At 37.3% G+C, this 21,601-nt stretch carries 22 protein-coding genes; 17 read left to right on the top strand and 5 right to left on the bottom strand.

Features of this window, described 5'->3' with window-relative positions; translation table 11 throughout:
• Nucleotides 1–72 precede the first annotated feature (72 nt).
• The 3 genes from AC4IFE_RS07720 (at nucleotide 73) to AC4IFE_RS07710 (ending at nucleotide 3,579) form a co-directional block, all read left to right on the top strand.
• Nucleotides 73–1,527 (top strand): LptF/LptG family permease, encoded by a 1,455-nt coding sequence (locus AC4IFE_RS07720; RefSeq protein ID WP_490756088.1) that lies wholly within the window; start codon nucleotides 73–75, stop codon nucleotides 1,525–1,527.
• Nucleotides 1,528–1,680: 153 nt separating this feature from the next.
• On the top strand, nucleotides 1,681–2,472 hold the full coding sequence (locus AC4IFE_RS07715) for a hypothetical protein (protein ID WP_490756086.1): 792 nt from the start codon (nucleotides 1,681–1,683) through the stop codon (nucleotides 2,470–2,472).
• Nucleotides 2,473–2,676: 204 nt separating this feature from the next.
• The gene (locus tag AC4IFE_RS07710) at nucleotides 2,677–3,579 is read left to right on the top strand and encodes a PhzF family isomerase (protein ID WP_490756085.1); all 903 of its coding nucleotides are present in this window, start codon (nucleotides 2,677–2,679) and stop codon (nucleotides 3,577–3,579) included.
• Between the two features lie 49 nt (nucleotides 3,580–3,628).
• Here AC4IFE_RS07710 and frr read toward each other — a convergent pair whose 3' ends face one another.
• Together frr and pyrH are read right to left on the bottom strand one after the other, a co-directional pair.
• Nucleotides 3,629–4,183 carry a ribosome recycling factor gene (gene frr / locus AC4IFE_RS07705; RefSeq protein ID WP_490756083.1) on the bottom strand — a complete coding sequence of 185 codons (555 nt, stop codon included), beginning with the start codon at nucleotides 4,181–4,183 and terminating at the stop codon, nucleotides 3,629–3,631.
• 124 nt (nucleotides 4,184–4,307) lie between these two features.
• The gene (gene pyrH, locus AC4IFE_RS07700) at nucleotides 4,308–5,015 is read right to left on the bottom strand and encodes a UMP kinase (protein ID WP_306842357.1); all 708 of its coding nucleotides are present in this window, start codon (nucleotides 5,013–5,015) and stop codon (nucleotides 4,308–4,310) included.
• 165 nt (nucleotides 5,016–5,180) lie between these two features.
• Between pyrH and porQ the strand changes: the two genes are divergently transcribed.
• From porQ to AC4IFE_RS07675, 5 genes are all read left to right on the top strand, one after another.
• Nucleotides 5,181–6,173, top strand: coding sequence for a type IX secretion system protein PorQ (gene porQ, locus AC4IFE_RS07695; protein WP_490756080.1), 993 nt, complete (start codon nucleotides 5,181–5,183; stop codon nucleotides 6,171–6,173).
• A gap of 83 nt (nucleotides 6,174–6,256) precedes the next feature.
• Nucleotides 6,257–6,931 carry a (d)CMP kinase gene (cmk, locus tag AC4IFE_RS07690; protein ID WP_490756078.1) on the top strand — a complete coding sequence of 225 codons (675 nt, stop codon included), beginning with the start codon at nucleotides 6,257–6,259 and terminating at the stop codon, nucleotides 6,929–6,931.
• 95 nt (nucleotides 6,932–7,026) lie between these two features.
• On the top strand, nucleotides 7,027–7,377 hold the full coding sequence (locus AC4IFE_RS07685) for a YtxH domain-containing protein (RefSeq protein ID WP_116011764.1): 351 nt from the start codon (nucleotides 7,027–7,029) through the stop codon (nucleotides 7,375–7,377).
• Between the two features lie 79 nt (nucleotides 7,378–7,456).
• Nucleotides 7,457–7,765 carry a phage holin family protein gene (locus tag AC4IFE_RS07680; RefSeq protein WP_490756076.1) on the top strand — a complete coding sequence of 103 codons (309 nt, stop codon included), beginning with the start codon at nucleotides 7,457–7,459 and terminating at the stop codon, nucleotides 7,763–7,765.
• Nucleotides 7,766–7,768: 3 nt separating this feature from the next.
• A complete protein-coding gene (locus tag AC4IFE_RS07675) occupies nucleotides 7,769–8,266 on the top strand; it encodes a phosphoribosyl-ATP pyrophosphatase (RefSeq protein WP_490756074.1) in 498 nt (165 codons plus the stop codon).
• Nucleotides 8,267–8,404: 138 nt separating this feature from the next.
• On the opposite strand, the gene AC4IFE_RS07670 is transcribed toward AC4IFE_RS07675, so the two are convergent.
• Nucleotides 8,405–9,133, bottom strand: a complete 729-nt coding sequence (locus tag AC4IFE_RS07670) for a TrmH family RNA methyltransferase (RefSeq protein WP_490756072.1) — start codon at nucleotides 9,131–9,133, stop codon at nucleotides 8,405–8,407.
• On the opposite strand from AC4IFE_RS07670, the gene tamL reads away from it, so the two are divergent.
• Nucleotides 9,119–11,719, top strand: coding sequence for a translocation and assembly module lipoprotein TamL (gene tamL, locus AC4IFE_RS07665; RefSeq protein ID WP_490756070.1), 2,601 nt, complete (start codon nucleotides 9,119–9,121; stop codon nucleotides 11,717–11,719). The two genes, AC4IFE_RS07670 and tamL, sit on opposite strands and share 15 nt — an antisense overlap.
• Here tamL and AC4IFE_RS07660 read toward each other — a convergent pair.
• Nucleotides 11,716–12,300, bottom strand: coding sequence for a SanA/YdcF family protein (locus tag AC4IFE_RS07660; protein ID WP_490756068.1), 585 nt, complete (start codon nucleotides 12,298–12,300; stop codon nucleotides 11,716–11,718). The two genes, tamL and AC4IFE_RS07660, sit on opposite strands and share 4 nt — an antisense overlap.
• A gap of 29 nt (nucleotides 12,301–12,329) precedes the next feature.
• Nucleotides 12,330–13,454, bottom strand: a complete 1,125-nt coding sequence (locus AC4IFE_RS07655) for a 2Fe-2S iron-sulfur cluster-binding protein (protein ID WP_490756066.1) — start codon at nucleotides 13,452–13,454, stop codon at nucleotides 12,330–12,332.
• Between the two features lie 32 nt (nucleotides 13,455–13,486).
• On the opposite strand from AC4IFE_RS07655, the gene AC4IFE_RS07650 reads away from it, so the two are divergent.
• The 8 genes from AC4IFE_RS07650 to AC4IFE_RS07615 all read left to right on the top strand — a co-directional run bounded on the left by AC4IFE_RS07650 (nucleotide 13,487) and on the right by AC4IFE_RS07615 (nucleotide 21,553).
• Nucleotides 13,487–14,047, top strand: a complete 561-nt coding sequence (locus tag AC4IFE_RS07650) for a TlpA family protein disulfide reductase (RefSeq protein ID WP_490756064.1) — start codon at nucleotides 13,487–13,489, stop codon at nucleotides 14,045–14,047.
• A gap of 22 nt (nucleotides 14,048–14,069) precedes the next feature.
• The gene (locus AC4IFE_RS07645; RefSeq protein ID WP_490756062.1) at nucleotides 14,070–15,041 is read left to right on the top strand and encodes an iron chelate uptake ABC transporter family permease subunit; all 972 of its coding nucleotides are present in this window, start codon (nucleotides 14,070–14,072) and stop codon (nucleotides 15,039–15,041) included.
• Nucleotides 15,042–15,574: 533 nt separating this feature from the next.
• Nucleotides 15,575–16,498, top strand: coding sequence for an ABC transporter ATP-binding protein (locus AC4IFE_RS07640; protein WP_490756060.1), 924 nt, complete (start codon nucleotides 15,575–15,577; stop codon nucleotides 16,496–16,498).
• A gap of 165 nt (nucleotides 16,499–16,663) precedes the next feature.
• Nucleotides 16,664–17,116, top strand: a complete 453-nt coding sequence (locus AC4IFE_RS07635; protein ID WP_034727924.1) for a MarR family winged helix-turn-helix transcriptional regulator — start codon at nucleotides 16,664–16,666, stop codon at nucleotides 17,114–17,116.
• A 6-nt stretch (nucleotides 17,117–17,122) separates the two neighbouring features.
• Nucleotides 17,123–19,516, top strand: a complete 2,394-nt coding sequence (locus AC4IFE_RS07630) for a 3-hydroxyacyl-CoA dehydrogenase/enoyl-CoA hydratase family protein (RefSeq protein WP_490756059.1) — start codon at nucleotides 17,123–17,125, stop codon at nucleotides 19,514–19,516.
• Between the two features lie 75 nt (nucleotides 19,517–19,591).
• Nucleotides 19,592–19,936, top strand: coding sequence for a four helix bundle protein (locus AC4IFE_RS07625; RefSeq protein ID WP_490756057.1), 345 nt, complete (start codon nucleotides 19,592–19,594; stop codon nucleotides 19,934–19,936).
• 45 nt (nucleotides 19,937–19,981) lie between these two features.
• Nucleotides 19,982–21,160 carry a thiolase family protein gene (locus AC4IFE_RS07620; RefSeq protein WP_490756055.1) on the top strand — a complete coding sequence of 393 codons (1,179 nt, stop codon included), beginning with the start codon at nucleotides 19,982–19,984 and terminating at the stop codon, nucleotides 21,158–21,160.
• 36 nt (nucleotides 21,161–21,196) lie between these two features.
• Nucleotides 21,197–21,553 carry a four helix bundle protein gene (locus AC4IFE_RS07615; RefSeq protein ID WP_111953172.1) on the top strand — a complete coding sequence of 119 codons (357 nt, stop codon included), beginning with the start codon at nucleotides 21,197–21,199 and terminating at the stop codon, nucleotides 21,551–21,553.
• The last annotated feature ends 48 nt before the right edge of the window (nucleotides 21,554–21,601 follow it).

Below are 21,601 nucleotides of genomic sequence, written 5' to 3'. Positions count from 1 at the left end.
CTGTTCAATAAAAAGTATAAAAATTATAAGAGCCACAAGTAAACTTTGTGGCTTTTTGATTAATTTTGACGCATGCTAAAAATACTAGACCGATATATCATAAAAACCTTCTTTGGCCCGTTTTTCTTTATATTCAGTGTTTTGTTTTTCATCTTTATTGTAAACATTATCTGGGTTCAGCTGGGACAGTTTATGGGAAAAGGATTAAGCTACTGGCAGATCCTTAAGCTTCTTTTTTACCTTGGGGTGAGTGTGATCAGTCTGGTGCTCCCACTTACGATTCTTCTGGCAAGTATTATGTCCTTCGGTGAATTTGGAGAACGGTATGAGCTTGCTGCAATGAAGGCCGCAGGAATTTCTCTGACACGGGTAATGGCACCTCTTATGGGAGTTGCAACGGTATTGGCAGTCATGCTTTTCTTTTTTTCCAATAACATCATTCCCGACTTTCAGAAGAAGGCAAAGAATATGCTTTTCAATATTGCACAAACCAAACCTGCTTTAAACTTTACACCGGGGCAATTCATCGACCAGCTTCCGGGATATATGGTGAAATTTGATAAGATCTATGGGGAAAATGGGGAAAACATTGAAGGAGTTTTCGTGCACAGAAAAGCCAGCACCTATGAAAATCAGCAATCTATTGTGGCAGAAAAAGGAAAATTTGTCCCGGCAGCCAATAAAAATTTCCTGAAGCTGGAGCTTTATAACGGTTATATATTTGAAGACAATTTCGCAGGAAAAGGTGAAAATGTAAGACTGAAACAGCCGGATCAGGCTATTAAGTTCGATACCTTAGTTTCCCATTTTGACATCAGTGAAGTCATTAACAAGGCTATTGAAAAGGAGCAGATCACAGATGACTACCGTTTCCAGACGTATGGACAGCTTAATGAAACCGTTGCTAAAAACAAGAAAGAGAACGCTGAATTCTTTTCGAATATTGGTGCCGATGTTTTGAGCCAGACTAATTCGGTGATCAGCTATATGGATAAAACAAAATCCAAAGCGGTTGCAAAACAGCAAATCAAACTGGATACGGTAAAGGAACAGAAAAAGCTGGAGATTATTTCTAATGCCTATAACAGGCTGGATAATCTTAAATCTACAGCCATGGGTAAAAAGAATGAATTCAGTTCAAATGTGAAATATTTCAGTAAAGTCGTTATTTACCAGCAAAGAATTGTTTCTTATTCTGTAACATGTATCATCTTTTTCCTGATCGGAGCCAGCTTAGGATCCATCATCAGAAAAGGAGGAATGGGACTTCCCGTAATCATTGCCATCATTATTTTCATTATTTTCTATGTGATGAACCTTGGTATTGAAAATATTGCATGGGGAGGAGGAATGAGCCCTTATCTGGCAGCTTGGCTTCCTAATCTTATCCTTCTTCCTTTCGGAATTTGGATGACGTACAAGGCGCTTACCGATTCTCAGCTGTTTGATGCCGAAAAATATAAAGCACTGTTCAAACCGATCACAAAGAGATTCTCGAAAAATAAAGAACATCAGAGATATCAGTAATTCTTTATTTAAAGATTTAAAAATTGAATAATTTAAAAATATTTAGACCCGGATCTCCCGGGTCTTTTTTATGGGAGGTTGTAGTATTTATTTCGTCTTGTCATAAGGTATAAAAAGCTATATTTACAAAAAATGACAAAAAACGATAATTACATGAAGAAAATCTTACTATTTAGCCTGTTTACATTGATATCATTCAATGCCTATGCACAGGAAGACAACACAGATTATGAATTGAGAACCGATGAAAAATACGGTTATATCATTGATAAAGGCGGAAAGAAAATCGAAGGGATCGTAAGGCTGAACGGAGATGCCATGAATCCTTGGAGCAATCAGAAAAAAGTAAAATTCGTTGCAGCGTCAGATGTTGATAAGGCTAAGAAGAAACAAAAGTTTAAGACCCTTGATCCGGACGATATTAAAGAATATGTTGCTTTTGATGAAAACAATGATGAGAGACATTTTGAAATGATTAAGTACACCAACACCAAAGAAGGCTTCAATACAGCCACCGGAGGTTTAAGCGGAAATATCAAAGCATTCAACAACCTTACAAAAAGTAATCAGTTTGCAGAAGTAGTGAAAGACGGCAAGATCAAAGTCTATAAATTATACGGCTACCCTACTACATTCTCTGCCGGCGGCCAGATCGCTGTAGCGGAAAAGGAAACAGAAAGAATGAGAAATTCCCCTTCTTACATTTACTCAAAAAAAGGAGGTAAGATTGAGGAACTGACTTTAGCCAAAGCCAAAATAATTATTGCAGACTGTAGCTATGCAAAAGGCAAGTTAACAAGCGGCTCTTATGCTTCGCTTAAAAATGATGAAAAAAAGAGATCCGGATTAGGAAAACTGATCAAAAGTCAGATTGACGATGTAATGTCTAATGTCCCGGAAATTGTGGAAGAAGTTATTACAGATTACAACGAGAATTGTAAATAAAAAAGTAAACAGAGAGGCTTTCCCCGAAAAGTCTCTTTTTTATTTCCGAATTCCCTATTCCTTTTGATTTTCATATCCCAAAGCGCTCAAAAATCTATAAACAGGATCATCTTTTGAAAGAGTAAGAAACTGTACTTAATTCCCGAATACCAATGAAAAAACAAAACTTTTAATTATATTTAATACGCCTTATTAATCGTTGAAATGAATAAAATACTAATTTATCAGATAGACTCTTTTACGACAGAAAAGTTCAAAGGAAACCCTGCCGGTGTAGTTCTTAATGCAGACGGACTAAGTGATGAAGATATGCAGTCAATAGCAAGAGAACTCAATAATTCAGAGACAGCCTTTATTTTTTCTTCTGCGAATGCTGAAAGTGATTATACTATCCGTTATTTTACCCCATCCATAGAAGTTCCTTCATGCGGACATGCTACCATTGCTGCACTTTATGCTAAAGCACTGGAAGATCATCTTGAATCCTGCATTTTGCGCATCAGTACTAAAATTGGAATTCTTCCTGTTGAAGTGGAAAAAACAGACCATGATTACCAGATCACCATGACACAGGGAGCTTTTACATTAAGCCCGGCCTTTGATGATGACCAAACAAAAAAACTGCTTTCTGCATTACATCTGAGTTCTTCTGACCTTGAAGAAAACTGTCCGATTCAAATTGCATCCACCGGCCATTCAAAAGTGATGATAGGCATTAAAAGCAGAAAGATCCTGAACGAACTCCAACCGGATATGAGCGCCCTGGTTAAGCTTAGTAATGAAATCGGATGTAATGGTTATTTTGTATTTACATTTGATTCTGATCATAGGGAAACTCTTACCTACGGAAGAATGTTTGCTCCTGCTATAGGAATCACCGAAGATCCTGTAACCGGAAATGCAAATGGTCCTTTAGGCGGATATCTTGTTCAGAATAAATTAGTAGATGTTCAGGGGGAATATTTTGAATTTAATGGAAGACAAGGTGAGCAAATTAACCGTCTGGGAACAGTGAATGTAAAAGTAACGGTGAGTGATGGAAAGCCGGAGCTTGTAAAAATTATGGGAAATGCGGTTGCTATTTTTAAAACCACTCTCTTATTATAAAAAGTAAAAGCACCTGTAAAGGTGCTTTATATATTGATAAATCTGAAAATTATACTTTCATAATTTCAGCTTCTTTCGTCTTAAGATGCTCGTCACAAAGCTTTACATATTTGTCCGTAAAAGCCTGGATTTCATCTTCCACACCCTTTACAACATCTTCGGAAATACCTTCCAGCTTTTTAAGTTCTTTCAACCCGTCCTGTCTTGCATTTCTTACTGTTATTTTAGTGCTTTCAGCTTCTACCTTAGCCTGTTTTGCAAGTTCTCTTCTTCTTTCCTCCGTTAAAGGCGGAACGTTAAGAATGATATTTTCCCCGTTATTAGAAGGTGCAAAGCCTAAGTTTGAATTGATGATCGCTTTCTCAATAGCACCAATCGCTGTTCTGTCCCAAGGCTGAATAGAAATAGTCATGGCATCCGGTACAGAAACATTGGCAACCTGGTTGATAGGAGTCGGAGCTCCGTAGTATTCCACCATCACATCCTGAACCATTGCTGTAGAAGCACGTCCTGCTCTAATTCTTTGAAATGCATGATCCAAGTGCTTTACAGCGGCGTCCATGTCGTGCTTTACAGATTCTAATATAAGATCTAATTCTTCCATTATATAGTTAAAATTTGATAAATTACACATTTTTATAAATGAAGAGTTATAAGTGATAAATGATTAGTAATGAGAAATCTTTAAATTATTAAATATTTAAATTTTTCAATTACCTAACCCACACCTACAAATCCACTAAGGTTCCTACATTTTCTCCATCCACAATTCTCTCTAAATTCCCGTCCTTATTCATATCAAATACGATGATCGGCAATTTATTTTCGTGGCTTAAAGTAAAGGCAGTCATATCCATTACCTTAAGATTTTTAGCATATACCTCGTCGAACGACAGTGAGTTGTATTTTACAGCATCCGCATTCTTTTCAGGGTCCATATCATAGATTCCGTCTACTCTGGTTCCTTTTAAAATCACATCTGCACCAATTTCGATAGCTCTCAAAGTTGCTGCCGTATCCGTTGTAAAATAAGGGTTTCCTGTACCGGCTCCGAAGATTACTACTCTGCCCTTTTCAAGGTGTCTTACGGCTCTTCTTTTGATGAAAGGCTCAGCTACTTTGTCCATTTCAATAGCAGACTGAAGTCTCGTTTTGATCCCTGCATCTTCCAGCGCTCCCTGAAGAGCCATTCCGTTGATCACAGTTGCCAGCATTCCCATATAATCTCCCTGTACCCTGTCCATTCCTTTTGCAGCGCCTGCTACTCCACGGAAAATGTTTCCTCCTCCGATGACAATTGCAACTTCGCAGCCTTTTTTTACTACTTTCTTGATTTCTGCGGCATATTCCTGCAGTCTTTCATTGTCTATACCATATTGTCTGTTCCCCATTAAGGCCTCACCACTCAGTTTCAGAAGGATTCTTTTATATTTCATCTTTAATTTTTAATAAGCTTTACCGGAGTAATTTTCTCCGAAATTAGATTTTGCAAATATAATCATTAAAAATATTGAATAAAGAAAAATATTACGCAGAAATAATGTCAGAAATATTTTGATAAGTACGAAAAAGGATTATTTTTGCATTAATTATAAATTGAATTGAAGAAAATTGTCATTTTTTCATTATTTCTGTCAGGAATTGTTTCTTATGCGCAAACAGGAACAAATGTTTATCCTTTCTTAAACATTCCTGTATCTGCCAGACAGGCTGCCCTAGGCGGCGATGCAATTTCTATCAGAGACTATGATGTCTCCTTTGCTATTGCAAACCCAGCTCTATTAAATAAAGATTCAGACAAACAGCTTTCTGTGAATGCCGCAGCTTATCTTGCTGATTCCAAATACGGAACTGTTGCCTATGCCAGAGACTTTGATAATGGACATATGGCAACCATCAATGCCAGGTACATGACTTACGGAAGCATTCCCAGAACCGATGAAAGCGGTGAACAAAACGGTGAATTCAAAGCTTCAGACGTAGCAATAGGCGCAGGTTATGCTTATCAGTTCGAAGAGGACTGGACTATTGGCGGTGGCATCAATTTCATCACTTCAAAAATTGACAACTATACTTCTTCTGCGATCTCCGGAACAGCAGGAGTTACCTATCATAATAAAAAGAATAAAGAAGTCCTTTCTCTTGTCATGAGAAATTTTGGATTTCAGCTGAAATCATTCAACGGGACCAGGGAAAATCTTCCGTTCAGGGTAGATCTCGGATACACAAGAATTCTTAAAGCCATTCCGCTTGCCGTTACCATTACGGCCCACGATCTTCAGCAGTTTGATATTTCTTCGGAATATAATGTAAACGGTCAGGAAGTAGGTTTCGGAAGAAAGCTGGCAGACCACTTTTCTATAGGAGCAGAACTTTTCCCGGAAAAAAACTTCAATATCAGGCTTGGATATAATGCGAAAAGAGGAAACGAACTTGCTGTGGCAGATCAGAGAAACTTTTCGGGACTTTCAGGCGGGTTTGGAATTAAATTAAGAAGATTCCGCATAGATTATGCCCATATCCGTTATCATAATTCATCCAACGTGAACCAGATAGGCATTTCTATGGACCTTAGCAGCCATGCGGGAGAGTAATTTCAACACAAAAATTTACATAACAATGTAGATTTTTTTCTGGACAACCTTGATTTTTTAAAAAAATTCTTGAAATTTGCGGTATGAAAAAACCTGTAATAGCTATCGATGGGTACTCGTCTACCGGAAAAAGTTCAATCTCCAAGGTCATTGCCGATAAACTGGGTATTATACATCTGGATACCGGGGCACTTTACAGGGGGATTACATGGTTTGCCATACAGAACTGCATGGATGAGAACGGCTCCATCGATCTCCAGAAATTATTCTCTTCTTTAGATCAGATCGAGCTTGAATTCAGAAACAATGACAACGAACTGATTCTTTACCTAAATCATATTGATATTTCCAAGCAGATCCGTACCACAGAGGTTTCTGACAATGTAAGTATTGTTGCCAAACAGAAAGAAGTAAGAGACTTTCTTCTTCATTCTCAGCGTTCACTGGCAGAAAAGGGTGGCATTATTATGGACGGACGTGACATAGGGACAGTAGTTCTGCCAAATGCGGACTATAAATTTTTTCTTACTGCCAGCATTGACGAAAGAACCAACAGAAGGTATTTTGAATTGGCAGGTCTGGGAATCCAGGCAGACCGAGAGCAGGTGAAACAAAACCTTATAGACCGTGACAAGATCGACAGTGAAAGGGAAATCGCCCCTTTAAAACAGGCTGAAGACGCCATCGTTATTGACAATACAACACTTACAAAAGACGAAACCATAGATCTGATTCTATCTCACATTAAAAAGATTTAACAATTTTTAATAGGCATAATCCCTCCTTTGGTATACAAATTGTAGATTTTAACACAGTAAAAACTAATATTTATTAACTATTAAAAAAGCTTAAAATGTCGAAAAACGGAAAAAATACAGCAGGTATATTGGCAGGACTTCTTGCAGGTGCTGCAGCAGGTGTAATCTTAGGTATGCTTTATGCGCCTGAAGAAGGTAAAGAAACTAGAAAAAAAATCAAAGATAAAGCAGGCGACCTAAAAGACCAGGCTAAAAACAAATACGGCGAGGTTTCTGAAAAAGTAAAAGACCAGTACAGCAATATCTCTTCTACTTTCAAAGAAACAGCCAGCAGTGTAGCCCATACGGTAAAAGACGGATATGACAAATACAAAGATCAGATTGTTTCCAAAACTGCAGACGTAGTAAAGGATGTAGAAGCGGAACTGAACGATCTTAAAAAATAAGTAGTTTATTTTTTGAGTAAATTATGGGAAGGAACTTTTTGCACGAAAGTTCCTTTTTTTGTAACTTTAAAAAAAAACAATGATAGAGACTATTAAAGAATATGCATCAAAGAGAATAGATCTTCTGAAAATTGAAGCTACAGAAAAATCTTCTCTTTCTGCAGGGCTCATTACCTACTTTGTAGTGCTGCTAGTTGCTTTTACTTTTTTTATTATCCTTTTTAACTTTGGAATGGCATTTCTTATTGGCAAGGCGATGGATAATACCTCTTACGGTTTTCTGATCGTCGCCGGATTTTATGTTGTGGTAATGGCATTTATCATTGCTTTTAAAAATAAGATTGTGAATGTTGTTGCGAATCAGGTTATTAAATTTTTAAATCATTAAGCTATGGGCAGAAATTACGAAAGCATCGAAGAATTAAGAAGAAAGAAAAAGCTGCTTAAAAGCGAGATCAATGATCTGGAAAACCTTCTTACCTTTAAGAATACAAAAGAAAGCCTGAGTGCATTCACAAATGGCCTTACAGATCAGTATCTGCAGGAAAAAGTAGATGATGACGGTGATGAAAAAGTAGTTCTCCGAAAAGATGTCATTGCCAGACATCTGACTTCCGAAGTAAAAGATATGTTCATCAATAAACAAACGGCTGTAGGAATTGCCAGTACTGCATTAGGCGGTAATGTGACAGACAGTCTGATAAAATTGGGAATTACTGCTTTGGTCGGAAATTACGCCAAAAACAACATGAAGAGCTCTAACTGGAAGAAAAAACTTCTGGGTGCAGCTATGATCTACCTGGCTCCTATTGCCCTTAAATATGTCAGAAAGAAACTGGAAGTATACCAAAAAAATAAGAGTGTTTCAAGCCTGGAACAGTTGATATAGAAACTAGAAGTTAGATATTAGAGGTTAGAAGTTTTCCTGGGAAATAAAATATTTCATTATTAGATATTCTAAATTAATACTGATATTTTAGACTTCCATCAACTAATTTCTAATATCTAACTTCTAGTTTCTTAATTTCTATTTAGAAAACAGTTGCCCCAAAATAATTCCTGCTGCCATAGAAACATTCAGACTTTCTGTAGACTGGGATTTGCCGAATCTCGGAATGGTAATACACTGCTGAAGGAATTTCTCTGTCTCGGGTCTCATTCCGTTTCCTTCATTACCCAGAATAAGGTTGAGTTTTTCAGGTTTTTCAAAAGTATAGATATTTTCCCCTTCCATATCGGTTCCGATATTGATATTCCCCGTTTTTGAAAGATATTCAACGAGATCCGTATACATGATATTCACCCGGGTAAAAGAGCCCATGGTAGCCTGAATCACTTTAGGGTTGTAAACATCCACGGTATCCTCACTACAGATAATCTGTTCTATTCCGAACCAGTCTGCCAGGCGGATAATCGTGCCCAGGTTGCCCGGATCCTGAATACCGTCCAGAACCAGCTGAATATCCTTGTCCTCCCTTTTTTCTTCTTCTTCGGGCAGATAACAAACTGCAACAGAATCTTTAGGCGTTTTAAGGAAACTGATTTTTTTCAGCTCATTTTCAGTGATCTGAATAACGGGTGCATCTGTCCGGTCCAATTTTTGCGGATCGGTAGAAAATATTTCTTTAACTTTAAATCTGGATTCAGAAAGTTCACAAATGATTTTATTACCTTCAACCAAAAACAAATTGTATTTTTGTCTGAACTTCTTTTTATCTAAAGACTGTAAAATTTTTATTGTATGAGCTGTAAGCATTATAAGAATTCTCCTCAAAAATATTATAAAATTATCTCATTTGCAACATTTGTTGGTCTCCTTTATGCGTGCAGTACAACTAAAAAAGTTCCGGACGGCGAATATCTGCTTACCAGGAACAACTTTAAGTTTGAAGACAAGAAAGAATCTTTCGATGATGAACTGAAAGATTATGTCCAGCAGAAGCCCAATAAAAAGCAACTCCTTTTCATACCGCTGGGGTTAGGATTTTACAATATGGCCAATCCTAAATATGATACTTTGCTCAATGAGTACATGACTTATCCCAGTGAAATGAGAAATCAGAAACTCAGAGACTCCCTTTTCATTAAATATAATATGAAAAGCAGCGTAGGAAAAACATTGTTTTTGGACCGTTTGCTTCACAGCTGGGGAAACCCGCCTGTAATACTCGATGAGACAAGAAGTGAAAAAAGTGCTGAATCTATTGAGAAGAGGCTTGTCTACAGAGGATTTTGGGATGCCGATGTCAAATTCAAGCATTCTATGGATTCTGCGTCCAAGAAGGCTGCCGTTAATTATTTCATTAAGCATAATGATCCTACCTATATTAAAGATTATTATTACAATATTACAGATCCCACTGTGAAAGGCCTGTACTGGCAAAAACTTGATAAGAGTCTGATAAGATCCGGCCAGAGGCTAGACCAGACTGTTCTTGAAAAAGAGGTGACAAGAATTACCGAACTGATGCGGGAAAACGGATACTATAGGTTTAACAGTTCCAATGAAGAGATCTATTTCGTAGCAGATTCCCTGAAAAGCAGAAAACAGGTTCCTCTTACCCTGGAGATCCATAAAGATTCTGCCGACCATCCTTATAAAGTGGCAACCATTGGAAATATTGATGTGGCCATTGTGAACGAGGCCGGCGATTTTCCGAAAAATACCGTTAAAGATAGTTTAAGGAGAATAAGATTCCATAAAATGGACGACAGCTATAAAACGTCTTCTTTATGGAGAGCCGTGATAGTAGACAGTAAGAAAGTGTATGACCAGAAAGCTCTGGATCTTACGAAAAGGAATTTCATCGCCATGAATAACTTCAGTATTCTGAAGGCAAGAGATTCTTTAAGAAGAGGTGGCGGTACTTCACCTAATGACAGCATCGTTGATGTTCTGTATCTATTGAAACCGCTTCCTAAATATGAGCTGAAACTGGGAACAGATATCAACTATTCTCAGATTCTGAATCTTGGGATATCCCCTTCTGTAGATCTTACCACAAGGAATGTTTTCCGGGGGGCAGAAAACCTTTCAACAAGCATTTCAGGAACGTTCGGATCTATCAGAAGTACAAAGGACATTAGTAAAAGGGAGCTTGCCTATGAGATTTCGGCTCAGGCTTCTCTTAATTTCCCAAGACTTCTGCTTCCGTTCAATTATTATAAACTTCTTCCTAAAAGATATACCCCGACCTCCTCTATCCTTTTAGGGGCTTCTGTACAGAATAATATCGGATTGGGAAGGGTAAACTTCAATACGGGATTAAATTACCAGGCGAATGTCAACGATCAGGTGTCACACAGGCTGACTCTTTTTAATACACAGATCAGCCTTACAAAAAATAAAGATGCTTATTATGACTATTTCAGTAATGATGAAATCATAAAGGATGATATACTTGCAAGCTATTTCGCCTATGATCCTGTTACCAGGCAAAAATACCTTTCCGGGGAGCTAAGCCTTGACAATGTTTCGAAACAGATTGTTGATGATGCAAACTATCAGGGAACTCTTGACCAGCAGGGACAGGATCTCCTTACCGCCTTCAAAGGAACCCTTGTAAATAAAGACAGACAGACTCAGGACGTTCTTATTTCGTCGATGATCTATAATTTCGTTTACAATGAGATTGGTAAAAAAGATTATCCTAATGCATTCTATTTTAATGGTAAGGTAGAGCTTGCGGGTAATATTTTAAGCATCTTCAATCAAAAAAGGGATGAAGGTGGCGTTATAACAAGCCCGCAAAGAACCATTTTTGGGATTCCTTATGCGCAGTTTGTAAAATTCGATATTGATACAAGGAAATATTTTAAATTCAACGGTAACCAGACTCTGGTTTTACGACAGTTCATCGGGGTGGGTATTCCTTTTGGAAACTCCACCAATATGCCTGTCATCAAATCTTATTTCAACGGAGGATCCAATGATATCAGAGCATGGGTGGCCTTTGGAGGATTGGGTCCGGCAGACTCTCAGGTGGATGAGAGAGTCCGTACTTATATGACTGATAACGTAAAGCTTACTACCAACATTGAATATAGAATTCCTTTCAATGAAATGTATGAAGGAGCTTTATTTACAGATATCGGAAATACATGGAGTCTTAAAAACTATAATGATGGCTACGGTGATGAATTCAAATTCAATAAATTCTTAGGACAAATGGGGATCGGCAGTGGATTCGGGTTAAGGGTAAATGTTGCCTACATTACTTTCAGACTTGATCTAGCCTATAAGATATATGATCCGAATAAACCCGATGGGGAACGATGGAGATTCAGGCATTTCCAGCCTTTCAAACCAACATTGAATATCGCGTTCGGATATCCTTTCTAATCCGGAGAAATTCCCAGTATGAAATAGACTACAGCAATCACTCGGGCGAGTATTTCCCTGAACTGGTTTCTGTAGTAGCTTTCAGGCTTGCTGACATCCTGCGCATCAAAACCCAGGGCATTCATCGTGTTGTTTCTTGCAAAAAACAAGGCACGGAGATTATGGAAGCCCTGTGATACAATGATCACATCTTTCTTTTTGTAAACATCTTTACATCGCAGAATGCTTTTATAAGTATTGAATCCTTTCGGATCTTCTATGATAATGTCTTCCGGGACCCCTTCCTGATTGACCAGGTAATTTTTCATGGCAGCAGGCTCGTTATATCCTCTGCTTTTTTCTCCGCTTACAATAATCTTTTTGATCTTACCATGGTGATAAAGAAGTGCCGCAGCATCCATTCTTTTTGTAAAATAAGGATTGGACTGGCCGGATCTCATCTTGGGAGAAGTTCCCAGTACCAGTGCAACTTCCCGTGGGGGAATTTTAGAAATCTTGGTGTAGGTACGGCCGTTGGTAAGCCCAAAAACCCATGCATTACAAAGACATATCAGCAGAATTCCTATTTCTGCTGATACCATTCCCAAGTTAAATATGTTCCTGATTATTCTCAACTAAGGTCAAAGTTAAGCTTTATTTTCTTACTTTTTACAATGGACATGCATGCCAGTATTTTACCTTGTGCTTCTTCTTTTTCAGTCAGATATTCATTTTCAAGCAGTTCTACTTCTCCTTCTTCAAGGTAACATTCGCAGCTTCCGCATATTCCGGATTTGCATGAATAAGGAACCGGAAAATTCTGGATTAAAAGCTGTTGCAGGATCTTCTCCCGGTTATCAGGAAGATGGGTTTCATATTCTTTTCCAAGCATTTTAAACTTGACTTCCACATTTTCAATCAGCGGAAATTCTTTTTCTACAGGATAAATATCATCATTATATTCTTCAAAAAGCTCAAAATGAATATTCTTTTTCGGAATTCCATGGTGATAGCATGCATTTGCCAGCGATTTAATCATCTCTCCCTTCCCACATATCAACACTTCATCTACTGCATCCCAGATGGTAGATTCTTCGTCTGTATCATCCAGATGGAGAATTTGATTGATGATTAAGTTCAGCTTCCTTTCATCCAGCCTTCCGTAGAAAAACTGGTCTGCCGTTTTTTCCTTTGAAAAAAAGTAAAAAATCTGAAGTCTTTCACCGTGCGTTCTCGCAAGATTATCCAGTTGTTCCCTATAAATAACTTCTTCAGAGCTTTTGTTTCCAAAAAATAGAAAAAGCCTGGTGCGTGGTTCCGTATGAAGGATATTTTTAAAATGACTCAGGATCGGGGTGATTCCTATTCCAGCTGCAAAAGCAACAATCGTCCGGAATTCGCTTGGTTTGGAGACAAGCGTAAACCTTCCGGAAGGTTCTCCTACCATCAGCTCATCTCCAATATTATAATTTTTGAACAGCTCCGAAGTGGCTCCATCAGGAGAATTCACTTTGATTCCCAGGCATATTTTTTTCTCATAAGGAGCTGAAGTCATTGAATAATCATTAATGATTTCCTTACCGTGAGCGATAAATTTTATGCTTACAAATTGTCCGGCTTCAAACTTGAAATTCTCCTTCAAACTCCCGGGAATCTCCAATTCCAGAGAAAAAGTATTTTTGGTCAGTTGTTCCTTTTTCGCTACTTTTAACGGATGAAACTGTATCAGTTTCCCTTTATAGATTTGTTGTTCCATACTTCAATTCAAAAATAGTCAAAAAATAATTTATGAAGAAGATAATTTTATCCACGCTTATTCTCACGGCTCTTTACAGCTGTAAAAAAGAAGCCCCAAAAACCGATGCTACTACCGTGGCAGACTCAGTTTCCGTTACGGAAAATACAGCTTCTGAAACGTCAGCTTACACATCTAAGGAACTTTCTCCGGAAAACCTCGGAAAATATTTAGCTCAGAAGAATGACACTTTATATGTGACCAACTTTTTTGCGACATGGTGTGGTCCGTGTATGAGAGAAATTCCTCATTTTAAGAACAAAATGGAGGAATTAAAAGATAAGCCGGTAAAGTTTACTTTTATCAACCTTGATGATAAGTCTGAATGGAATACTTCTGTGAAAAAATTTGCACTGGAAAATAATCTTTCAGCAAATATCATCCTTTTGGATGGCCAGAAGCTGGACGCCAATTTTTTCACTAACAATTTCAAACAATGGGACGGCGGCTCAATTCCCTTTACTTATTTGAGAAAAGGAGATAAAGTCGACGAATATCTAGGAATGATGACCGAAGAAGTATTGAATTCTAAAATTGATGCTCTTTTAAAATAAAACATCCAGATTCTTTCTGATCATGTCAAAAAAATTCAAGATTCTGTGTTTACTGCTGACTACTGCTATTATTCTTGCTGCAGTTATCAACCTGAACACAGGATTTTTAAATTTAAATCTGCAGGATTTCTTTCAAGATTCCGCTCAAAGCCAGATCGCTGAAATCCGTATCAACCGGGTTCTGGTGATGCTTCTGGCGGGAATATCAATTCCGACATCCGGTTTTCTGATGCAGGAATATTTTCAGAATCCTCTGGCCGGTCCGGATATTTTAGGAATTACTTCTGTTGCCAGCTTGTCTGTAGCTTTTTATATATTCTTTTCCCACGATCTTCTGATCCCGGAATTTTTACAGAACAGTTTTCTGAGCCTTTCGGCCATTGCAGGAAGCCTTATTCTGATGCTGGTACTCCTTTCCATGTCAAATAAATTTCAGGATAAATCTTATCTTATCATTTTTGGATTCCTTGTTTCAGCATTTGCCGGTGCTGTAGTTTCATTATTACAGTTCTATGCAGAAAACCAAAGCCTCAAAAATTATATTTTATGGTCTTTCGGGGCTAATAATATGGTGACCAGAAACCAGATCTATGTATTGTCTATCCTCGTTTTCATTGGAATGTTTTTTTGTTTTAAAACGATAAAGCCATTGATTGGGAATTCATTGGGAACTTCCTATGCTCAGAGTCTGGGAGTCAATCTTCGTCAGCTCAAAATCCTGATCATTGCAGCCTCTTCTCTCCTTTCTGCTTCTATAACTGCATTCCTTGGACCTATCTTGTTTATTGGGATCATTGTTCCGCATTTCTGCAGACTGGTTTATAATCCTTCCAGATTATGGCAGCAATGGATCCTGAATATGTTTCTTGGAATGCTGATTATGATGCTCTTCTCCATAATAGCAGAAAAAACACAGATTCCTATAAATGTGATAAGTTCTGTATTCGGAATTCCTGTGATTTTACTGATGCTTTTGAAGCAGAATAAGGTTTGACGGTGAATAAGTGAATGGTTTAATTGTGAATTTTAAGCCGTAAATAAGATCTTTGTAATCTGACAAATCTGCGGGAATTTATTTTTTATTTGCTCGCTGATTTATAAATTATCTACTTTGTTGGTTAATCGCAAAGGCGCGAAGAAATTTTTCATGATTTTGTTTTAAGACACAAGGATTTTATCTTTGATAAAATTTTGTATTGCAAAATTATTGCTGAATGAATTGATACCGTGCTTGCTGAAAATCTTTGATTTTCTTGCGCATTAAAGCAGCATAAAGATTAAAAAACTTTGCGCCTTTGCGATTAACCAACAAAATTAAATACAAAAACAACACAAATGACAGAAAACGAATTATCAAAGATTGTCTTTGAGGCAATTTCCAATCCGATGTTTTCAAAAATGGAGTTACAAGAATTGTAAATTTTTTATAAATAAATCCATATGAAATTTGGTAAAAACCAAATTCATTGCTCCTTAAAAACAGTATTTTTGTAAAAAGAATTGTGTTTTGCAATTAACAACAAATCAATGCACCTAGAAATCCGACAGGCCAACATAGGCTACGACACCACTTTAATTTCAAATGCTCATGCAGATCTGAAACTGGGCGACGTATGTCTTCTGATAGGAAATAACGGTGTAGGAAAAACGACGCTTATCAAATCTGTTTTACATCAGACTTCCCTTGTAAGTGGAGAGATTTCAATTAATAAAAAAAACATAAAATACCTTTCCGTTAAAGAAATTGCAGAAAATATCGCTGTTGTTTTTTCAAAGTCAAATGTTCCTCAGCATTATACTGTTGAAGATCTTATTTCATTGGGAAAATACATCTACTACCCTTTTTATTTTGAACTCAGAAAAGAAGACAGGGATGAAGTGACACATATTATTAATGAACTGGATCTGGATCAGTATAAACATACTCTTCTCAAAAACCTTTCAGACGGAAATCTGCAGAAAGCATTTATCGGACGGGCTATCACTCAGAATTCTCCGGTTATTATTCTGGATGAACCAACAACCCATCTCGATGAGAAAAACAAACTCATTATCTTAAAGACGCTTCGAAGGCTGGCTAAGGAGCAAAATAAAATCATATTATTCTCTTCCCACGACTGGAGGCTGGCCAAAGAATTTGCGGACAAAATCTGGTATGTAAAGGATAATCAGCTTTTCTCCGGTCTTGTAGAAGATATATTGCTTCAGCATGATGAACTTACCAATGCTGCATTATTCCAGGTAAATGAAAATTTTGTTCCGCCTTCTATTAATGCACCGGAGGTTCACAAAGAAATGCTTTATTCTTTATTGCAGAAAAATTCCGAAAAAGACCTTTCTGCTCTGCATTTTAGCTATAAGGACGGTTTTTGGGAAATTCTCACCGGCAACACTACTCAGCAATATGAATCTTTCGAAGAAATAGTTGATTTCATTAAAAACATTCATTAATACTAGGCTTTCTTTATGTATTTCATATACTATGCATGCATAGTATTATGCTAATCATACAATTTAATCCATTAACTATCAGGTTATTAACAAAATTTAACGTTAATAAATACTATGCATGCATAATATTTACTAAATTTGGGTAACACCATTCGTACATAAATGATGGATAATAATAAAGAAAAAATAGAAAACGTAGATTTAGTTTTAAAACAGACCTGGTTGGCTGTTTCTAAAATGTATACAGAACTTGCTCAAGAGCACGATTCTACAGCTGTACAAGCCCTCACCCTTCTTAAAATTGATCCCAAGGAAGGTACCCGAAGTACAAACTTAGGTCCTAAAATGGCGATTGAACCCACCTCTTTGACCAGAATCATCAAACTTCTGGAAGACAACGGATATATTTATAAGGAAAAGACCACTGCCGATAAAAGGGAAGTGATCATCAAACTTACCGATAAAGGCCTGAATTCAAGAAACATGTCAAAAGAAGTGGTCGTTAATTTCAACAAGAAGGTGATGGAAAAGATTGCTCCTGAGAAAATTGAAACCTTTAAGGAGGTCATGTCCGAGATCATGAAAATTGCAAACGAATTATTAAATAACAGAAAATAAATTATAATGAAAAGAAGAATCAAACATGTAACGGTTCTTGGTTCAGGAATTATGGGTAGCGGTATTGCGGCACATTTCGCCAACATTGGTGTGGAAGTGTCTCTATTGGATATCGTTCCTTTTGAACTGACGGAAGCTGAACAGAAAAAAGGTTTGACCAAAGATGACAAGGTGGTAAGAAACAGAATTGCTTCTGAAAACTTTGAAAAACTGAAAAAAGCAAGTCCTGCCCTTCTCTATTCTCCAAAATTTGCGGATAGAATTAAAATAGGCAACTTCGATGATGATCTTCAGAAGATCAAGAACACAGACTGGATCATTGAAGTCGTTGTAGAGAAACTTGACATTAAGAAATCTGTTTATGAAAAAATTGAGCAGTTCAGAAAACCGGGAACATTAATTTCTTCCAATACATCGGGAATTCCTATTCATTTTCTCATTGAAGGAAGAAGCGATGATTTCAAAAAATATTTTGCGGGAACGCACTTCTTCAACCCGGTAAGATACCTTCCTCTTTTAGAGATCATTCCTACCCCCGATACCCTTCCGGAAGTGGTTGATTTCTACATGAGTTTTGGGGCTAAATTCTTAGGAAAAACTACAGTTTTAGCTAAAGATACTCCTGCTTTCATTGCGAATAGAATCGGAGTTTTCTCCATGATGGATCTTCTTCATAACGTACAGAAATTAGGATTAACCGTTTCTGAGGTTGATAAATTAACAGGTCCTGTCATCGGACGTCCAAAATCTGCTACATTCAGAACTGCTGATGTGGTAGGTCTTGATACCCTGGTAATGGTAGCGAACGGTGTACGCCAGAGCGGTGCTGAAGCCAATAATTTCAATGATGTTTTTGCCCTTCCTGCCTATATCCAGAAAATGATGGATAATAAGTGGCTGGGTTCCAAAACTGAACAGGGTTTCTACAAAAAAGTGAAAAATGCAGAAGGAAAATCTGAGATCCACGGATTAAACCTTGATACATTAGAATATGAACTGCAGGGTAAATCTTCTTTCCCTACTTTAGAATTAACTAAAAATATTGACAAACCAATTGACAGATTTAAAGTTTTAATTGGTGGTAAAGATAAGGCCGGCGAACTGTACAGAAAATCTTTAGGTGCTCTGTTCGCTTACGTTTCTCATAAAGTTCCTGAAATCTCTGATGAAATCTATAAGATTGATGATGCCATGAGAGCTGGTTTCGGCTGGGAAAACGGCCCGTTTGAAATCTGGGATGCCGTAGGTGTTCAGAAAGGTATAGAACTGGCAAAAGACGCAGGCTATGAAGTTTCAGACTGGGTAAAAAATGTAGAGACTTTCTATAAAGTTAATGATGAAGGACAAAGCATTTTCGTGGATAAAAATTCAGGAGAATACAACAAAATTCCTGGTCAGGATGCATTCATTATCTTAGACAATATTAGAAAAAACAAAACACTTTGGAGCAATTCAGGGGCTGCTATTGAATATCTTGGTGACGGAATCATCAACTTTGAGATCCGTTCTAAAATGAACTCTCTGGGTGGCGAAGTCCTTGACGGACTGAACAGAGCCATTGATTTAGCTGAAAAAGAATATGACGGGTTGGTTGTTGGAAACCAGGGAACAAACTTCTCTGTAGGAGCCAATCTTGCTATGATTCTGATGATGGCTATCGAACAGGACTGGGATGATCTGAATATGGCCATCGCTTATTTCCAGAAATCGATGATGAGAGTACGCTACTCCTCTATTCCTGTAGTAGTGGCTCCTCACGGAATGACCCTCGGTGGCGGCTGCGAAATGACCATGCATGCTGACAGAGTGGTTGCGGCAGCAGAAACTTATATCGGATTGGTAGAAACCGGAGTTGGAGTGATTCCTGGTGGTGGTGGTACTAAAGAACTTACCTTGAGAACTTCCAGAGAATTCCACAGCGATGATGTTAAAAACAACAGACTTCGTGAAGCTTTCATGAATATCGCTATGGGTAAAGTAGCCACGTCCGCTTACGAGGCTTATGATATGGGAATTCTTGAAAAAGGGAAAGACATCGTTTCCGTTAGCAAAAACAGACAGATCGCCGAAGCTAAAAAAGTGGCAAAGTTACTGGCTGAACAAGGTTATACTCAACCGATTGAACAAAAAGTAAAAGTTTTGGGTAAAGATGCCTTGGGAATGTTCTACGTTGGAACTGATCAAATGTTAACAGGAAATTTCATTTCTGCACACGACAAAAAAATTGCAGACAAACTGGCCAATGTAATGGTCGGAGGAAATCTTTCCGAACCAACAATTGTAACTGAACAATATTTACTGAACCTTGAAAGAGAAACGTTCCTACAGCTTTGTGGTGAAAGAAAAACACTGGAGAGAATTCAGTACATGCTGCAGAATGGAAAACCGCTTAGGAATTAGACTTGAGACTTTAAGACTCGAGACTAAGAGATAAAAACTTAAATCTGATGGTAATTTATGCACAATATTAAAAAATTGAAAATCTGGAACGATTCAATTAATTTATGTGTTGAAGTTTATAGGGCATTGGCAAATATGCCAAACGATGAAAAATATGGACTTTCTTCACAGATTAAAAGGTCTGCTGTTTCAATTTCTTCCAATATAGCGGAAGGAGCTGGGAGAGAAAGAGAAAAGGAATTTTATTATTTTTTAAATATTGCATATGGATCTTCTTATGAACTTCAAACTCAATTAATAATTTGTGAAAAATTGAATTTTATTTCAGAAGAAATAAATCAACCCTTACTACATAGGCTTGATGAAGTGCAAAAAATGATTTATGTTTTTAAAGAAAATATTAATAAAAAAATAATTTAAATGGCAAGAGTCTCAAATCTCTTGTCTAAAAATCTCTACTCTAAAATGAAACAAGCATATATAGTAAAGGGTTTCAGAACTGCCGTTGGAAAAGCTCCAAAAGGAAGTCTAAGATTTACAAGACCCGACGTAATGGCAGCTACAGTTATCGAAAAGTTGATGGCTGAACTTCCACAATTAGATAAAAACAGAATTGACGACCTTATCGTAGGAAACGCAATGCCGGAAGCAGAACAAGGTTTGAATGTTGCCCGTTTAATTTCTTTAATGGGATTGAATACTGATAAAGTTCCCGGAGTTACCGTCAACAGATATTGTGCGTCAGGAAGTGAAGCGATTGCTATTGCTTCAGCAAAAATCCAAGCAGGAATGGCAGATTGTATTATCGCAGGAGGTACAGAATCTATGTCTTATATTCCGATGGGTGGTTACAAGCCTGTTCCGGAAACAGATATCGCTAAAACAAACCCTGATTATTACTGGGGAATGGGTTACACAGCGGAAGAAGTAGCCAAACAATATAATATTACAAGAGAAGAACAGGATCAGTTTGCTTTTGAGTCTCATATGAAAGCTTTAAAAGCTAATCAGGAAGGCAAGTTTGCCAATCAGATCGTTTCGATTCCTGTAGAATATAATTTCCTGGATGAAAACCAGAAAATGCAGTCTAAAAAGTTTGACTTCTCAATAGACGAAGGTCCTAGAAAAGACACTTCTTTGGAAGGTTTGGCTAAACTGAGACCAGTATTCGCGAATGGAGGAAGCGTAACAGCCGGAAATTCATCCCAAATGAGTGACGGAGCAGCTTTCGTGATGGTAATGAGCGAAGAAATGGTCAAAGAATTAGGTCTTGAGCCGGAAGCCAGATTAGTGGCTTACGCGGCTGCTGGTCTTGAGCCGAGAATTATGGGTATGGGACCGATTTATGCGATTCCAAAAGCATTGAAACAGGCCGGTCTTGAATTAAAAGATATTGAACTAATTGAATTGAACGAAGCTTTTGCATCACAGTCTGTAGCGATCAAAAAGGAATTAGGTCTAAACCCCGATATCCTGAATGTCAACGGAGGTGCTATCGCTCTTGGTCACCCGCTTGGATGTACCGGAACCAAATTGACCGTTCAGCTTCTTGATGAAATGAGAAGACGCGGCAATAAGTACGGAATGGTTTCTATGTGCGTGGGTACAGGACAGGGAGCAGCAAGTATTTTCGAACTTCTTTAATAAATTATAGATTTTAAATTATAAATTTTAGATGAAATGAGTTTCAAAGAAGACAATTTGATTCAGATAAAAACTTTTGACTTTGCTTTAAGAATAATTAAATTTTATACTCAATGTAAATCTCAGAATGAATTCATTTTATCTAAACAAATTCTTCGCTGTGGAACTTCAATTGGCGCAAATGTAGAAGAAGCAATTGCTGCACAATCTAAAAAAGATTTTATCTCAAAACTTTCTATAGCCAATAAAGAAGCTAGGGAGACAAAGTATTGGCTAAGACTTTATCAATCTTCAAATTTAGTTCAAATTGAAATAGACTCTTATTTGAAAGAAATTGAAAGTATTATTAATATTTTGACTAAAATCATTAAAACTTCATCCGAAAATTTATAACAGAGAATCAATAATTTAAAATTTAAAATCTAAAATTTAAAATCATAA

The sequence above is a fragment of the Chryseobacterium sp. UF-81 genome (assembly GCF_058245105.1).
This window is presented reverse-complemented; position numbering and strand designations above follow the sequence as displayed.

What these genes read in the sequence shown, in the direction of transcription:
- AC4IFE_RS07720 (WP_490756088.1), top strand. Translation starts at nt 73, where the DNA reads ATGCTAAAAATACTAGACCGATATATCATAAAAACCTTCTTTGGCCCG.
- AC4IFE_RS07715 (WP_490756086.1), top strand. Translation starts at nt 1,681, where the DNA reads ATGAAGAAAATCTTACTATTTAGCCTGTTTACATTGATATCATTCAAT.
- AC4IFE_RS07710 (WP_490756085.1), top strand. Translation starts at nt 2,677, where the DNA reads ATGAATAAAATACTAATTTATCAGATAGACTCTTTTACGACAGAAAAG.
- frr (WP_490756083.1), bottom strand. Translation starts at nt 4,183, where the DNA reads ATGGAAGAATTAGATCTTATATTAGAATCTGTAAAGCACGACATGGAC.
- pyrH (WP_306842357.1), bottom strand. Translation starts at nt 5,015, where the DNA reads ATGAAATATAAAAGAATCCTTCTGAAACTGAGTGGTGAGGCCTTAATG.
- cmk (WP_490756078.1), top strand. Translation starts at nt 6,257, where the DNA reads ATGAAAAAACCTGTAATAGCTATCGATGGGTACTCGTCTACCGGAAAA.
- AC4IFE_RS07685 (WP_116011764.1), top strand. Translation starts at nt 7,027, where the DNA reads ATGTCGAAAAACGGAAAAAATACAGCAGGTATATTGGCAGGACTTCTT.
- AC4IFE_RS07680 (WP_490756076.1), top strand. Translation starts at nt 7,457, where the DNA reads ATGATAGAGACTATTAAAGAATATGCATCAAAGAGAATAGATCTTCTG.
- AC4IFE_RS07675 (WP_490756074.1), top strand. Translation starts at nt 7,769, where the DNA reads ATGGGCAGAAATTACGAAAGCATCGAAGAATTAAGAAGAAAGAAAAAG.
- tamL (WP_490756070.1), top strand. Translation starts at nt 9,119, where the DNA reads ATGAGCTGTAAGCATTATAAGAATTCTCCTCAAAAATATTATAAAATT.
- AC4IFE_RS07670 (WP_490756072.1), bottom strand. Translation starts at nt 9,133, where the DNA reads ATGCTTACAGCTCATACAATAAAAATTTTACAGTCTTTAGATAAAAAG.
- AC4IFE_RS07660 (WP_490756068.1), bottom strand. Translation starts at nt 12,300, where the DNA reads ATGGTATCAGCAGAAATAGGAATTCTGCTGATATGTCTTTGTAATGCA.
- AC4IFE_RS07655 (WP_490756066.1), bottom strand. Translation starts at nt 13,454, where the DNA reads ATGGAACAACAAATCTATAAAGGGAAACTGATACAGTTTCATCCGTTA.
- AC4IFE_RS07650 (WP_490756064.1), top strand. Translation starts at nt 13,487, where the DNA reads ATGAAGAAGATAATTTTATCCACGCTTATTCTCACGGCTCTTTACAGC.
- AC4IFE_RS07645 (WP_490756062.1), top strand. Translation starts at nt 14,070, where the DNA reads ATGTCAAAAAAATTCAAGATTCTGTGTTTACTGCTGACTACTGCTATT.
- AC4IFE_RS07640 (WP_490756060.1), top strand. Translation starts at nt 15,575, where the DNA reads ATGCACCTAGAAATCCGACAGGCCAACATAGGCTACGACACCACTTTA.
- AC4IFE_RS07635 (WP_034727924.1), top strand. Translation starts at nt 16,664, where the DNA reads ATGGATAATAATAAAGAAAAAATAGAAAACGTAGATTTAGTTTTAAAA.
- AC4IFE_RS07630 (WP_490756059.1), top strand. Translation starts at nt 17,123, where the DNA reads ATGAAAAGAAGAATCAAACATGTAACGGTTCTTGGTTCAGGAATTATG.
- AC4IFE_RS07620 (WP_490756055.1), top strand. Translation starts at nt 19,982, where the DNA reads ATGAAACAAGCATATATAGTAAAGGGTTTCAGAACTGCCGTTGGAAAA.
- AC4IFE_RS07615 (WP_111953172.1), top strand. Translation starts at nt 21,197, where the DNA reads ATGAGTTTCAAAGAAGACAATTTGATTCAGATAAAAACTTTTGACTTT.